Consider the following 14,897-nt stretch of genomic DNA (forward strand, 5'->3'; position numbering starts at 1 on the left):
GGGGTGCATATCCCGCATTACTATACTGCCAATAATATTATTCCTCCGCCCGGCAAAAAGTTCACCCAGGTCAATCACAATTGCTCTGGGAAGCATGCCGGGATGTTGGGTCTGTGTGTCTACTTCGGATGGGACATCAAGAATTATCGTGACAAGAACCATCCCGTCCAGAAGATGATTTTAAAAGCGATTTCCGAGATATGCCAGTACCCGGAGAAAAAGATCGGCATTGGAATAGATGGTTGCGGGGTTCCGGTTCATGCGATGCCTCTTTACCATATGGCACTTGGGTTTTCCAATCTTGTAAATTACAGCTCCAAGGACTACAATACTGCGGAATCGAATAAGCTCATAGTTGATTCTATGAAAAAATACCCGGAGATGGTTTCAGGTGAAGGCAGACTGGATTTGAGCCTGGCAATGGCCTCGAAGAATAATATATTAGCAAAGGCAGGAGGGGAAGCTTTGTCCTGTTCCGGGATTTTAAGTAAAGGATTGGGGATGGCGGTCAAAATCGCTGATGGGGGTCAAAGGGCAATTGGTCCAGCAGTAATCGAAACCTTGAGCCAGACGGGATTATTGAGTAGAAAACAAATCGGAAGGATGAACAAATTCTCCTATCCGATCATCAAGAATTTCAGGGGAGATGAGGTGGGATTTGTTAGAGCAGAATTCAGACTTAGAAAACTATGACCAATGACAGATGCCGAATAGCTAATAAAAGAAAAAAGGAAAAAGGAAGACGGAAAAAGGAAAATAAAAATAAAACTCTAGTGCTTGCCAGGTCCCCCGACCTGGCAAGGCTCCCAGATTTTCGTCGGGTCAGGGGACCCGACGACACATTTAAAAATAAAAACTTTAACACAAAAACCTTTATGAAAAAAGAAATCTTAAAAATCCTGCCGGAGATCAGAAAGATTAAGAACCTGGAGCTGAGGGAAAAAGTTATCTTTACCTGGGAAGAGGGGATAAGGTTGGGTGGCTGGGATATGGAGGATTTGAAGAAAATACCTTTCACCCTGTTAATTTCTGATTCCAGAGTGAATTTGGTAGAACACACTCGTGCAGTTACAAATACCGCTCTGAGGGTGGCTGAAGTGGTTTCAAGAGCTTATGGGAATTCAGTCAAGATCGACAAGGATGTTTTGATTGCAGGTGGGGTTCTGCACGATGTGGGGAAATTGCTGGAATATGCCAAAGTCAAGGGAAAGATAACAAAGAGCATTAAAGGAAAATTTCTGAGACATCCCTTTTCAGGCGCCGCGTTAGCCTATAAATGCGGAGTTCCGGATGAAGTCCTGCATTTAATTGCTGCCCATTCGCATGAAGGGGACCAGGGTTTTCGCTCCATAGAAGCTATAATAATCCATCATGCGGACTTCATAAATTTTGAAGTCCTGGGCGGAAAGACATAGTTCGTAATGCGACCCTTTTTCTATTGCGGATCCGGAGCAAGCCCCCGTAGGATAGGACAGGGTAGCTTAGGGCTTCCGTCGGGTCAGGGGACCCGACGGCCACCCGGAGGGTAGTATGATAAATGTAGTCGATAAAGGCAGTACGACCCGTAGGGCGGAGGTCTTCAGACCTCCATTTTCAGGTTCACAGCCACTTTAGTGGCGTGACCTCACCCTATCACTCTCCTTTATAAGGAGAGTGAGAAAGAATGCCTGACTAAAGTCAGTTAGAACAGTGTGCCTTTTCCAATTTGTTATGAGCGGATGTAGCGTCCCGCTTTATGCGGGACGAACTGGATTTATGAGCTGGATTAAAGAGAAGTTTGAAAAAAAGGAGAATTATTTACCTCTCCTTATTTTTATTTTAGCTTTCGGGATAAGATTCATCTACCTCCTGGGCATAAGAAGGCTTCCTCTTTTCGATTTCCCTTTTGCTGATGCCCTTTTCAATTTAGATTGGGCAAAAGAGATAGTCTCAGGAAAGCTCTGGGCTAAAGCTCCTTTTTTCAGAGCACCTCTTTATCCTTTCTTTTTATCTTTTCTTATAAAGGTCTTTGGGGAAGACCTTTATGTTCTGAGAATCGTTCAGATGTTATTTGGCTCTTTTAGCTGTGTTTTAATCTACTTTACAAGCCGCAGGATTTTTAATTCACAAGTAGCCTTGCTCTCAGCCATTTTCGCCTGCCTCTATGCTCCTTTAATTTACTTTGACCTGGAGTTTCTGGACACTTTCTTCATAATCTTTCTGGACCTTCTTTTAATCTATCTCCTGCTGATCAATCAGAAGAAACCATCGTCTTTCAAATTGCTTCTTAGCGGAGTTTTCTTGGGGCTTTCTGCAATCACTCGTCCCAATATTTTGCTATTTGCCGTTTTAGTTCCTTTAGGGCTAATTTTTTATTTCCGAAAAGAAATAAGTCCGAAAAAAATATTCACTTTCATCCTCTTCTTCGCGATAGGCGTTTTCCTGGTTATCTTGCCAATAACCCTGGTCAACTATTTTGCAGGTAAAGATTCAGTTTTGATCTCCTGGCAGGGAGGGATAAACTTCTATTTAGGGAATAATTCCCAGGCATCCGGTTATAAGGCCGTTGCGCCCGGGATCAGGACTACCTGGTACGGCATATACTACGACGGCATAACCCTGGCAGAAAAGTTGTCGGGCAAAGAACTCAAATTATCACAGACTTCTGATTTCTGGTTTAAACAGGGATTTGATTTTATTTTAAAGGAACCTTTTGTTGCCTTAAAGCTCTATTTGAAAAAAATAGCTCTCTACCTGGGTGGATATGAAATCTCCGAAAATCCCAATATCTATTTCTTCTGGTCTGATCCGAGAAATCTCTTAAGACCTTTACTGTGGAAAAGATTTATTTCTTTTCCTGGAGGGATACTCTTACCTTTAGCCTGGCTGGGGATTTTATTAGCCCTTAAAGAATGGAAAAAGCTCTCCCTGGTTCTTGGATTTATCCTAACCTACATGCTCTCAGTCATTCTTTTCTTTGTTAATACCAGATTTCGTATTCCGGTAATCCCTTTTCTACTGATTTTTTCTGCTTTTGCTATTTTGAAAATATTCGAGCAGAAAGAAATCAAGAAAAAGATTACTTTTATATTCGTCAGCATCCTCTTTATTATTCTTGGAAACATCGACCTGACCAGTCAGATGGCTCCAGTGTATGAAGCCCAGTTTCACTATATTCTCGGGAATGCCTATTTAAAGGAAAACTCTTTTCAAAAAGCAGAAGAAGAGTTCACAAAATCAATTCAGATCTCAGAAGAGCAGCCCAGGGGTTTCACCGGTTTAGGGGTTATCCGGTATATGCAGGGGAATTATCCTGAGGCAGAAAGTCTATTGAAAAAAGCTCTGCAGGTTGATTCAACCGAGGTATTTGCCTATCGCTATCTGGGGGATATCTATGCCAGAAGAGGAGAATATCTAAAAGCTCTGCAAGAATACCAGATAGCTTTAAACTTAAATCCCGAATATGGTGAGGCATATTTCGGCGCAGGATATGTCTACGCTAATTTAGGGGAATTGAAAAAAGCTATTGAAATGTGGGAGAAAAGTTTATTATATTCTCCTGATTTGCCCGGAACCAGACAGAATCTGGAAAGGGCGAGAAGACTGTTAGAAAAAAGCAAGTAGCTTGTAGCAGGGAGCCGGTAGCAAAAATGCAAAACTAAGATGGGGAGATGGGAGGGCTAATAGCTACAGGCTACAAGCTAATAGCTAATAGTTCATACTGAGAAAAAAAGGAAAAACTGGAAAATGAAATTATTAACAATAAAGTTTGACCTATTACCTACCACCTATCACCTATAACCTAATTCAGCGGGAGGAAAAATGAGTTCGGTGAACAGAAAGATGAAAAGAAGACAGATAACGCTCACCACAGATGAATTGCCGAAAAGATGGTATAATATTCTGCCGGATCTACCAGAGCCTCTGCCACCGCCCAAGGATCCCGAGACTGGTGAATCCCGCTTGAAAGCGCTTCCGGAGATACTCTTAGCCGAATGTCTTAAGCAGGAGTTCTCCACCGAGAGATGGATCGATATACCGGATGAGCTTTTAAGCATCTATCAACAGGCTGGCAGGCCCAGGCCTTTGTTCAGGGCATTGAACTTGGAAAAAAGGTTAGGAACACCTGCAAAGATGTATTATAAGAGCGAGTTTTACTCTCCCACAGGAAGCCATAAAGTCAACACTGCATTGGCACAGGCATTTTACGCCAGGGAGCAGGGTTTTGCAAGGCTGGCTACCGAGACCGGAGCAGGTCAGTGGGGAACTGCCTTAGCTTACGCTGCCAGCTTAGCTAATTTGAAATGCACAGTTTATTGGGTGAGAGCCGTGCATGACTGGAAAAATGACCGTCGTGGATTTATGCAGCTCTTTGGAGCGGAGGTATATGCTTCTCCCAGCAACCTGACTGAGGTGGGAAGGAAATTATACGAGAAGGACCATAACCATCCCGGCTCTTTAGGGATTGCTATTTCTGAGGGGATAGAAGATGCCAAGAAAGATAAAAATGCTATTTACTGTTTAGGCTCGGTTCTGAATCACGTGCTGATGCACCAGACCATAATCGGTCTGGAGACCCAGGCTCAGTTTGAAAAAATCGGCGAGTACCCGGATCTGGTTATTTCTTGTTTAGGTGGTGGAAGCAATTTCGGAGGGTTCGCTTTACCCTTTATGGGAGATGTACTGACCAAGGGCAAAAAGATAAAATTCATCGCAGCGCAAAGCCAGGCAGCGCCCAATCTGCAGGGAGAATATAAATACGATTTTGCAGACCACGGAGAACTGACTCCGCTTTTGAAAATGTATACCCTGGGCCATCAGACCAGTTTGCCTCCGATTAAGGGAGATGGCTTAAGATACCACGGCTGTTCACCCATCATAAGTTTGCTCCGAAGTAAAGGGTATATTGATACCGTTGCTTATCCACAGGATGAAAAACAGGTATTTGCCCATGCAAGGACATTCATCCAGGCAGAAGGATTTTTACCAGCACCGGAATCAGCTTACAGCGTTGCCTGCGCCATCGATGAAGCTTTACAGTGCAAACAAACCGGTGAAGAAAAAGTCATCGCCTTCAACATAAGCGGGCACGGGTTTATGGATATTCCGGGATACCGAGAGGTTTTAGGATTAAAATAAAGGTCAAAAGATCAGAAGAAAAAATGTAGCGGAGGTCTTCAGACCTCCAATGATATGATAAACGTGGAAGGCTGAAGCCTTCCGCTACAAAAAAAATAAAATCTTTTCGTAGTGCGACCCTTTTCCTATTACGGATCCGTAGGATAGGGTCGCTGAGATTTTCGTCGGGTCAGGGGACCCGATGGTCACGTTAGGTAGGTCAGACATTCCTGTCTGACCAAAGAGAACAGACAAGAATGTCTGTTCTACCGTGTGGGCTATAGTAAACGTAGGGCAAGGCTTTAGCCTTGCGAAATAAGGTTGGAAAATTTATGGGGATTACAGGATAATTTTAAAGTAACACTTTAAGGGGAGAAAAGATGGTCAGGAAAACAATTTTACTAGTACTAACCGGTTTGCTCCTGCTAAATATCTGTCAAGGATTAGCCTTTGCTCAGGAAAAAGGAGAGGCAACAGCACAATCTCAAATTCAGGATGAGCAACAGAAAAAAGATAGGTTAGACCAGGCGATTAAATATCAGAAAGCTAAGAATATCTTTTTTTTCGTTGACCAGGGATATTCGATTTTAGCTTTGATTCTATTTCTGTTCCTCGGACTTTCTGCATTCTTCAGACGTCAGATCGAGAGGATAACCAAGAAGCGGTTCTGGGTAGTTTTCTTTTATGCACTGGTTTTCATTATCTTAGCCTTTATAGCTGGTTTGCCCTCAGGGTATTATGGTTTTCATCTGGAGCAGAAATATCAGCTTTCCAATCAGAACTTTTTTCAGTGGTTCGGAGAGCAACTCAAGGGGCTTCTGGTTATGTTCATTATCGGAGTAATTGTGATTGAAGGGGTGTATTTAGCTCTGAAGAAAGCTCCCAGAACCTGGTGGATTTACGTTTCTGTTGTCTTCGTCTTCTTCACGGTTCTACTGATTAATTTGGCGCCGGTTCTGATTATGCCCCTTTTCAATGTTTATACTCCTTTGCCTCAGGGTGAGATAAGGGATAAATTAATCGCTTTGTCAGAAAAAGCAGGTGTCAAAGTCGAGGGGATTTATGAGATGGATATGAGCAAGCAGACCAAAAAGGCGAATGCGATGTTCACCGGCATAGGAAATACCAAGAGGATTGTTCTGGGTGACAATCTGGTCAAGGAATATACCCCGGATGAGATCGAAGTGGTGATTGCCCATGAGATGGGACATAATATTTTGCGCCATATCTGGAAAATAATTGCCCTGATGTCTTTTGTCTCTGCAATTGGATTTTTGATTATTCATTTAACAATGGGGAAAATCATCAACAAGTATAAAGCTCGGCTGAAAATCGAAGGACCTGCAGACATTGCGAGCCTGCCCTTGTTTATGCTGATTTTTGTGGTGTTCAGTCTGATAACTTTGCCGGTTTCGCCTACCTATTCACGCTATCTGGAGCATCAAACTGATAAATACGCTCTGGAATTGACATGTAAACCTGATGCTTTTATCTCAGCTATGAATAAGCTGGCATATCAAAACCTGTCTGACCCGAACCCTTCACCGGTGATTGAGTTTTTGCTGTATGACCATCCGCCGGCTTCTAAAAGAATAAAGTTCGCGGAGACGTATATAAAATAAAAGGTTCAAGGGTTTAAGGGTTTAAGAGTTCAAGGGAAAAAAAGGAAAACGTTAAATCGTAGAGCTCCGCCTCAGGCGGAGCAAAAGAAATGTAGCGGAGGTCTTCAGACCTCCATAGATATGATAAACGTGGAAGGCTAAAGCCTTCCGCTACAAAACTGATTAAATATTTTTCGTAGCGCGACCCTTTTAGGGTCGCAATGCGAGGCTGAAAGCCTCGCGCTACAACTCACGTGCAGGAATTCTAATTCCCGCACGAACGGAGAAGAAGGAAGAAAATATGTCAGGTAAAACGATTATTGAAAAAATATTATCCAGAGCTTCAGGCAAAGATGTTTATGCGAATGAGCGGGTCTGGGCGGAGGTGGATTTGGCAGTGGTGAGGGATTTTGGTGGTCCGAATGTGGTCCTGGAGTTTGATGAGTTTACTAATAAGGGAAAGGTTAAGGACCCGGACAAAATCGCTATGACTTTTGATTATCAGGCACCGGCTAAGGATTTGAAAGTTGCCCAGAATCAGGCTATGTGCCGGGATTTTGCTAAAAGGCAGGGGATTAAAAACCTTTTTGATGTGAACTGGGGGATAGGTCAGCACGTTCTATTGGAGCAAGGGATGATCAAACCAGGCTCAGTTGTGGTGGGAACTGACAGCCATATGAACCTTTTAGGTGCAGTAGGTTCTTTTTCCTCTGGTGGCGGGACAACTGATATTGTTGCAGCATGGTATTCGGGAAAGCTCTGGTTCAGAGTACCTGAGACGATTAAGGTTATCTTCAAAGGGAAATACAAAGAGCCAGCTTCTGCCAAGGATTTGACTTTAAAATTTGTGAAGACGGTCGGGATGGATAGACCTAATTACAAATCTTTAGAATTCACAGGTAAACCGGTCGATAAGCTTTCCTTAGCAGGGAGATTGACTTTAGGGAGTATGGTGACAGAAGTGAATGGTAAAATCTGTTTTATAGAGCCTTCAGGTGAGGCTCTAAATTTTTTGAAAGAAAGGATAAAAGATAAGTTTGAGGTTGTCAAAAGCGATAGGGATGCAAAATACCTGGAAGAGGTCGAAGTCGATGTGAATGACTTGACTCCGCAGATCGCTTGTCCTCATTCTCCGGACAATGTTGTGTCAGTGGAGGAGGTTGAAGGCAGGCCGTTCAATGAAGGATTCATAGGCTCTTGCACCAATGGAAGATTTGAGGATTTTGAGGTTGCAGCCAGGATTTTGAAGAAAGCTGGAAAGATTCACCCAGAGGTCAGATTAGTCATAGTCCCTGCGACCAGAGAAGTTGCCAGGCAGATGCTTAAATCTGGTCTATATGAAATCTTCATGGATTTAGGAGCGATGATTGCCAATCCGGGATGCAGTCTCTGTACAGCCGGGCATCATGGGGTCCTGGGCAAAGGGGATGTTTTGCTCTCCACCTCTAACCGGAATTTCCCGGGTAAATTGGGAAAAGGAGCTGAGGTCTATCTCTGCAGCCCGGCAACTGTTGCCGCATCAGCAGTCGAAGGGAAGATCACGGATCCAAGAAAGTACTCTTAGTGTAGCAGAGGTCTTCAGACCTCCATCTACGGAGAAGGTAGGTCAGACATTCCTGTCTGACCAAGGGGAACAGACAAGAATGTCTGTTCCACCGTATTAGTCAAGGCACGTAGCGTCGGGCTTTACGCCCGACGATCTTAGCTTCGGACAAACTATGGAAGGCTGAAGCCTTCCGCTACAAAAGAAAAATAAAAAAATATGAAAGGAACATTAGTTAATACAGCAACAGTGATAATTGGAAGTCTATTAGGACTGGCAGTTGGCAGCAGGTTTACCGAAAAGATCAAGACGATTGTGATGCAGGCTCTAGGTTTGTGTACTCTTCTGATCGGAATTAGGATGGCTTTGAATACTGAAAATATTTTGCTGGTCATAGGAAGTCTGGTCTTAGGTGGAATCGTAGGCGAACTCCTAAGAATCGAGGACGGGATAGAGAAAATCGGTGATTTGATAAAACTTAAGGTTAAATCCGAATCCAGTACTTTCGTTCTGGGTTTTGTAACTGCGAGTTTAGTCTTCTGCGTAGGACCGATGACCATCGTGGGATCAATTCAGGATGGTGTTTCCGGCAATGCGGACACTCTTTATGCCAAGTCGATGTTAGATGGTTTTGCCTCGATTGCTTTTGCCTCCAGCTTAGGGGTTGGGGTATTTTTCTCTTCTTTGACCGTATTGATTTTTCAAGGAGCATTGACCCTGTTGGGCAGGCAGCTGACATTTTTACTTGAGCCTCGTATATTGAATGAGCTTATTGCCACAGGCGGACTAATTATTTTGGGAATCGGGTTTTATTTATTGGATATAAAAAGAATAAAAATCGGGAATTTTCTGCCGTCTTTAGTGTTTGCGGTTATTCTGGCACTGATTTTTAAATAGCTTTTAGAATGTAGCGGAGGTCTTCAGACCTCCATTTACTGAGAGGTAGGTCAGACATTCCTGTCTGACCACGAGTGTACTGTCAGGGGAACAGACAAGAATGTCTGTTCTACAGTATTAGGCAGGGCCTGTAGCGTCGGGCTTTATGCCCAACGATCATATCTCAGTCTGTTAAGATGAGATAGATTTTTTCCGATGTTAAAATCAGACGAATAAATCAATATCTGAGAGGTGAAACATGGTAGTAACAACTGAAATTAAGCTTCTGGATTTAAGACCGGATTATATCAAAGAAAAATTAGGGAGTAAAAGCAAGGTCTGCCTTTTGAATTCGCATGATATTTTCAGGGCTATCCGGGATGAAAAGGTCATCATTATGGCCTGTAATACCCGGATAAGGCATGTGATCCCTGGAATTATGAGAGCTGCAGAGGAGCTTGATTCAATCGTAATATTTGAGCTGGCTAAATCGGAAGGTAATCCGGATGGAGGGTACACCGGGATGACCCCGGAGATGTTCTTCGATACAGTAATAGACTATGCTGAAAAAACTGGTTTTTCTAAGCCATTCTCTATTCATGGTGATCATATAACCACTAAGAATGCCTCTAAAGAGGAGATAGAATCATCCAGAAAACTGATAGAAGCTGAGCTTAAGGCAGGGTACACATCATTTGCCATTGATTCCTCTTTTAACGAGTTAGAAGACAATATCCTCATAACCACTCAACTTGCTCAGCCCATAGTCGAATTAGGCTTGGGGTTGGAAGTTGAAGTGGGTGAGGTGAAATCTGCTGGACAGGAGGCGGTGATTACTACAGTAGAAGAAGCAACCGCTTTTATTAACGGGCTATGGAAAAATAAGATTAAGCCGGACCTCCTGGCTATAAATAATGGGTCCAAGCATGGGAACTATCTGGAAGGGGAGAAAATCTTTATCGACCTGGAAAGGACTAAGGAAATTTATGACTTGATTAAAGATAAAGGAGTCTGTATTGCCCAGCACGGGATAACCGGGACTCCTATGCATCTGGTGGGGAAATTCGCCGATTGCGGCATTCGCAAGGGGAATGTGGGAACCGAATGGCAGAATATCGCTCATAAAGGTCTCCCTAAGGATTTAATGGAGCAGATGAAAAAATGGGCTGCTGACAATAAGAAGGATATTAAATTTGCCACTAAGGTTTTTGTGAAAGATATTAACTCCATCTCAGAAAAATATCAGAAAATTATTGAACAGGATGCTTATCAAACCGCCTGTGAATTTATCCGTGCCTTTAGAGCAGAAAAACTGGCTTCTAAATTGAAGGATAAACTTTTTGGAGTGTAAAGCTTTAGCTTTACCATAAATGTTCTAAAGCAGAATAACTTTACAATGCTGTCGTCGGCTCAGAAAATCTCTAAAGTGCTTGCCAGGTCCCCTGACCTGGCAAGTCTTTCACCTGCTCAGAATATCTCGACGACCGTTTATGGGCAAAACTAAAGTTTTGCACTCCTTGATTGCTGGTAAATATTTGAACATTTTGAAGTTAAATGCCAAAAAAGGCTTGACAATTTTCGTTTATTAATTATAATGTTGACAAAAGAAAGGGTTTGCCTATAGAAGATAGTTAAAGGGTATTTGGCAGTATTAAGAGATGGTTTTCTGTTTTCAAAAAGGAGCTACCCTTTAACTATGCCACATTTCATTCCCCGGGTTGATAATTCGTTCAGGCGAATTAAAGCTTCTCGGTTTTTTGTTTATCTGAATTTGAACCCCATGACATTATCCAAAAGGTTTATTATACCTGCTATCCTTCTGGGTTTGTTTCTGTCAACTTGTGTTTATGCCTCAAGCGAATACAGTGATATTCAGATTTTAAGGTCAGACCAGAATGGGATAGTTTTCAAATACAAAGTCCCTGAGCTGAGCACCTCCAGAATCTCCAGCGGCGATACCCTTTTTGATCTTTTGAGTATCGATAAGTGTCCGCTTTCAAGAGATGATGGATATCCGCAGGTGCCATCCAGGATAGTGGTGATCGGGATTCCCCAGAACAGCCAGGTTGATGTCAGGGTTTTAGACGAGAACAGTCTGGATAAGGGGAAGTTCAATTTGCCTTTCTTTGAAAAGAAAGTGGATGAGATAAATCAGGAGAAGGCGAGAAGCCTGAGAAAAGATTTATCTAACACAGATGCATTTTTCCCGGAAAATCGGGTCAGTTTTGACCCGCCAACTTTCATTCGAAACCAGAGAATCTTAAGGCTCAAGCTTTTCCCGGTTCAATATAATCCTGCCAGAAAAGCGGTTAAATATTTTTCCGAGATCACCGTAGAGGTGGATTTCACCGGAGGGGAAAAAACTGAAGGAACGATGGAAAGAGACCTGTTTGAGAACGTTTACAAAGAAACCATTCTGAATTACGAGGGGGCTAAAAACTGGAGGAAAACAAGGGAGGTCGGTCTAAAGAAAGTCTTACAGGTTAATCCGTTCAGTTACTCAAATTCCTGGTATAAGATAACACTTCGGGATAACGGTATCTACAAGATAGACGGGAATTTTCTGGCAAATGCAGGAATAACCCTTTCCTCGATTGACCCGCAGAAGATAAGGATTTTCAGCGGAGGAGGAAAAATTCTTCCCGATTCAAATTCGTCTCCCCGGCCGGAATTAAGAGAGCTTGCCATCCTGGTTTCAGATGGAGGGGATAACAAATTCGACCCGAACGATTATATCCTTTTCTACGGCTGGTCAGTTAATAACTGGGAGTATGATTCGACCTCAAGGCAATACAAATACTATCTCAACCCTTACACTAGAGATAATGTTTACTGGTTGACTTTTACCGGTAACTTTCCTGATTCAGCCAAAAGGATGCAGATAGTAAACGGAAGTCTGACCGAGCCAAACCCGGTTGTCTCATCGAAATCCAGAGATAGAATCCATATGGAAGATGATTTTATGCTGGCTGAATATTCAGGGGATCCTTACAATTATTATCACTGGTACTGGCAGACAGGGACTTCTTTTACCTTTTATCCATCATTATCCAGCGTCTTTCCAGGCGATACTGCTATCATCACGGTAAAATATTTCTTAAGCTCTCCCTCTTCTGCCTATCTTGACACTTTTCGTTTGGAGACAATCTCGGTAGGCACCTATGTTACTACAAAACTGACTGATGGGTTACACACCTTACGCTTTAACTTCAACTATCAAACTTATTTAGATTATTATGAGATAGAATATTCCAGAAAACTTCTCTGTTCTTATGATCAGCTCAGGTTTGAAAATCCGGATACATCTGGTGTAATAGAATATAAAGTATCCGGTTTTAACGGTACAGTTCCCTATCTTTTTGAAATAGAAGACAGGTTTGGAGTGAAAAAGATTGAGAATTTTGTACGCAGTGCAGACAGCATAAAGTTTCAAGACCAGCTTGCTTCAGGCGAGAAGAAACAATTTTATCTGCTGGATCAATCCAGATTCAAGACTCCTATTTCTCTGTCTTCAGAACAGATTGCCAATCTGAGAGATGTCTCCAATCAGGCCGATCTTCTGGTTATTACTCATTCAGATTTCTACGACCAGCTTCAGGAATACAAGAACTTAAGGGAAAGTCTAAACGGCATTACAGTAAAATTAGTAAAAGTTCAGGATATATATAACGAGTTCTCCTGGGGGCTTTTCGATCCGGTAGCTATCAGGGATTTTCTGAAATATGCCTACGAGAATTATCCGGTTCCTGCTCCGGCATATGTTCTTTTAGCAGGAGACGGAAATTACGATTTCAAAGACCTTCTGCGTAACCATTCGCCCATCTGGATACCTCCTTTTACGCCGGACAACACCGTTTCCGACGATAATTTTGTTTATTTTGACACTTCAGGGCATCTGGATGAAGACGCCAATGGGAGAGTGGATATGTTCATAGGTAGATGGCCGGTCAAGACCCAGCAGGATGCACAAGTGATAGTCAATAAGATCAGAGAATACGAAGCCAGCCCGGATTATGGCACTTGGAAAAACCTGATAACCCTGGTAGCGGATGATGAATTCGGTCCACCGCCCACTAACAACGAGAACGAGCACACGCTGTATACTGAGGAAATTGCCGACAAATATATTCCCAGAAGTTTTAACCTGAATAAAATTTATCTGGTAGAATACCCTTTTGATGCTTCCAGGTGGAAGCCGGAAGCAGAGGATGCTGTAATAAACGCTTTTAATAACGGAACGGCAATAGTTAATTATATGGGACATGGAAATCCCGACCTGTGGGCGCATGAGCGTGCTTTCAGGCGCCGAGAGGATATTCCCAAACTGAAAAATAAGAAAAAATATCCGCTGGTCTATGCGGCGTCCTGCAGTATCGGACTTTTCTTCAGTCCCAATGGCGAAGGGATGGCAGAGGATCTTTTAAGAGCAGAAGATAAAGGAGCAATTTCGGTACTCTCTGCCACTGGTCTGGTCTATGCCTCTGCCAATGCTGCTTTGAGCTACAAAGTCTATGACCTGCTTTTGAAATCAGATTCTTTCTCTGTAGCCCAAGCACTATACATTGCCAAGCTATTAAGGAGTTACTTTTATTATGATCCTAATGATCGCTATTATAATATAACAGGTGATCCCTTTACTCACTTAGCCTCACCCAGGCTGAACGTTAAGGTGACTGATCTGAGCCCGGATACTCTTAAGGCTTTAAGCAGGATTAATTTTAAAGGAGAGGTTACAGACAGGAGTGGAAATTTGCAGACGAATTTTAAGGGAAGTGCATACCTTTTAGCTTTTGATTCGAATAAAGAAAAGGTTCATACGATGCCAGGCGGAGGCACAATTCCCTACAGCCTGCCGGGCAATGTGATTTTCAGAGGAAGCGCTTTGGTCGATGGAGGTAAATTTGAAGGGAGCTTCATCGTGCCTAAGGATATGGAGTACGGCGGCAAGGACGGCAGGATAAGCGCCTACGTGGTCAATTCTGATTCCACTATAGATGGGTCAGGTGCTCTGGATTCGATTGCGGTGGCGGGAACTGATACCACAGTCAAAGACAGCCTGGGTCCGGAGGTTAGGATAGCTTTTGTGCAGAATCCAAAATTCATAGATGGAGATACGGTTCAGCCGGATCCCGATTTAATAGTTTATGTCTCAGATACGTCTGGAATTAATCTGACCGGCGAATTAGGACACCGGATTACACTTTCGATAGATGATGACTGGGAAAACATTCAGGATTTGACATTAAATTTCCAGTATGATTTGAACAGTTATTCGCAGGGAAGTCTCACTCAGAAAGTAAACTTAAAAGAGGGGGACCATACCTTAAAAATTAAAGCCTGGGATAATGCCAATAATTCCACCCTGGCAAGTTTCCAGGTCAAAGTCATAGCCTTGACCAAAGAGTTAGCTATAAGTCAGGTGATGAACTATCCCAACCCTTTTTCCAGATTTACCCAGTTCACCTACGAGCTTTCAGTACCGGCTGAAAAGGTAGAGATAAAAATCTTCACTTTATCCGGCCGGTTAATCAGAACCATGAGCGGAGCTGGTTCTGCCGGGTTTAATTCCGGGGTGGTCTGGGATGGAAGAGATCAGGATGGGGATAAAGTAGCCAATGGAGTTTATATTTATAAGGTAGTAGCCAGGACGAGATTTAACGTCAATGGAGAGGATGCAAACAAGGAAGCTGAGGCTATTGGCAAAGCTGTAGTTATGAATTAAACTCTTTTTTCTTGCGAAATCGCAGAGTCAGATGATATATTTTAAATCGAAAATTTAG

General features: G+C 42.8%; 9 protein-coding genes. All 9 read left to right on the top strand.

Features of this window, described 5'->3' with window-relative positions:
* On the top strand, positions 1 to 693 hold a 693-nt coding region (locus tag MUP17_08345; GenBank protein ID MCJ7458986.1), incomplete at its 5' end, for an asparaginase.
* A 182-nt stretch (positions 694 to 875) separates the two neighbouring features.
* Positions 876 to 1,415: an HDIG domain-containing protein gene (locus MUP17_08350; GenBank protein ID MCJ7458987.1), complete on the top strand. Its 540-nt coding sequence runs from the start codon at positions 876 to 878 to the stop codon at positions 1,413 to 1,415.
* A gap of 340 nt (positions 1,416 to 1,755) precedes the next feature.
* A complete protein-coding gene (locus tag MUP17_08355; GenBank protein ID MCJ7458988.1) occupies positions 1,756 to 3,603 on the top strand; it encodes a tetratricopeptide repeat protein in 1,848 nt (615 codons plus the stop codon).
* A gap of 198 nt (positions 3,604 to 3,801) precedes the next feature.
* Positions 3,802 to 5,118 carry a TrpB-like pyridoxal phosphate-dependent enzyme gene (locus MUP17_08360; protein ID MCJ7458989.1) on the top strand — a complete coding sequence of 439 codons (1,317 nt, stop codon included), beginning with the start codon at positions 3,802 to 3,804 and terminating at the stop codon, positions 5,116 to 5,118.
* 359 nt (positions 5,119 to 5,477) lie between these two features.
* Positions 5,478 to 6,719, top strand: coding sequence for a M48 family metallopeptidase (locus tag MUP17_08365; GenBank protein ID MCJ7458990.1), 1,242 nt, complete (start codon positions 5,478 to 5,480; stop codon positions 6,717 to 6,719).
* 280 nt (positions 6,720 to 6,999) lie between these two features.
* Positions 7,000 to 8,262, top strand: a complete 1,263-nt coding sequence (locus tag MUP17_08370; protein ID MCJ7458991.1) for an aconitase/3-isopropylmalate dehydratase large subunit family protein — start codon at positions 7,000 to 7,002, stop codon at positions 8,260 to 8,262.
* Between the two features lie 198 nt (positions 8,263 to 8,460).
* Positions 8,461 to 9,138 carry a DUF554 domain-containing protein gene (locus tag MUP17_08375; GenBank protein MCJ7458992.1) on the top strand — a complete coding sequence of 226 codons (678 nt, stop codon included), beginning with the start codon at positions 8,461 to 8,463 and terminating at the stop codon, positions 9,136 to 9,138.
* A 238-nt stretch (positions 9,139 to 9,376) separates the two neighbouring features.
* A complete protein-coding gene (locus tag MUP17_08380) occupies positions 9,377 to 10,468 on the top strand; it encodes a class II fructose-bisphosphate aldolase (protein MCJ7458993.1) in 1,092 nt (363 codons plus the stop codon).
* Between the two features lie 345 nt (positions 10,469 to 10,813).
* Positions 10,814 to 14,839 carry a type IX secretion system sortase PorU gene (gene porU, locus MUP17_08385; protein ID MCJ7458994.1) on the top strand — a complete coding sequence of 1,342 codons (4,026 nt, stop codon included), beginning with the start codon at positions 10,814 to 10,816 and terminating at the stop codon, positions 14,837 to 14,839.
* The last annotated feature ends 58 nt before the right edge of the window (positions 14,840 to 14,897 follow it).

The organism is Candidatus Zixiibacteriota bacterium, from assembly GCA_022865345.1.
Classification (GTDB): Bacteria; Zixibacteria; MSB-5A5; order MSB-5A5; family RBG-16-43-9; genus RBG-16-43-9.

What these genes read in the sequence shown, in the direction of transcription:
- MUP17_08350 (MCJ7458987.1), top strand. Translation starts at nt 876, where the DNA reads ATGAAAAAAGAAATCTTAAAAATCCTGCCGGAGATCAGAAAGATTAAG.
- MUP17_08355 (MCJ7458988.1), top strand. Translation starts at nt 1,756, where the DNA reads ATGAGCTGGATTAAAGAGAAGTTTGAAAAAAAGGAGAATTATTTACCT.
- MUP17_08360 (MCJ7458989.1), top strand. Translation starts at nt 3,802, where the DNA reads ATGAGTTCGGTGAACAGAAAGATGAAAAGAAGACAGATAACGCTCACC.
- MUP17_08365 (MCJ7458990.1), top strand. Translation starts at nt 5,478, where the DNA reads ATGGTCAGGAAAACAATTTTACTAGTACTAACCGGTTTGCTCCTGCTA.
- MUP17_08370 (MCJ7458991.1), top strand. Translation starts at nt 7,000, where the DNA reads ATGTCAGGTAAAACGATTATTGAAAAAATATTATCCAGAGCTTCAGGC.
- MUP17_08375 (MCJ7458992.1), top strand. Translation starts at nt 8,461, where the DNA reads ATGAAAGGAACATTAGTTAATACAGCAACAGTGATAATTGGAAGTCTA.
- MUP17_08380 (MCJ7458993.1), top strand. Translation starts at nt 9,377, where the DNA reads ATGGTAGTAACAACTGAAATTAAGCTTCTGGATTTAAGACCGGATTAT.
- porU (MCJ7458994.1), top strand. Translation starts at nt 10,814, where the DNA reads ATGCCACATTTCATTCCCCGGGTTGATAATTCGTTCAGGCGAATTAAA.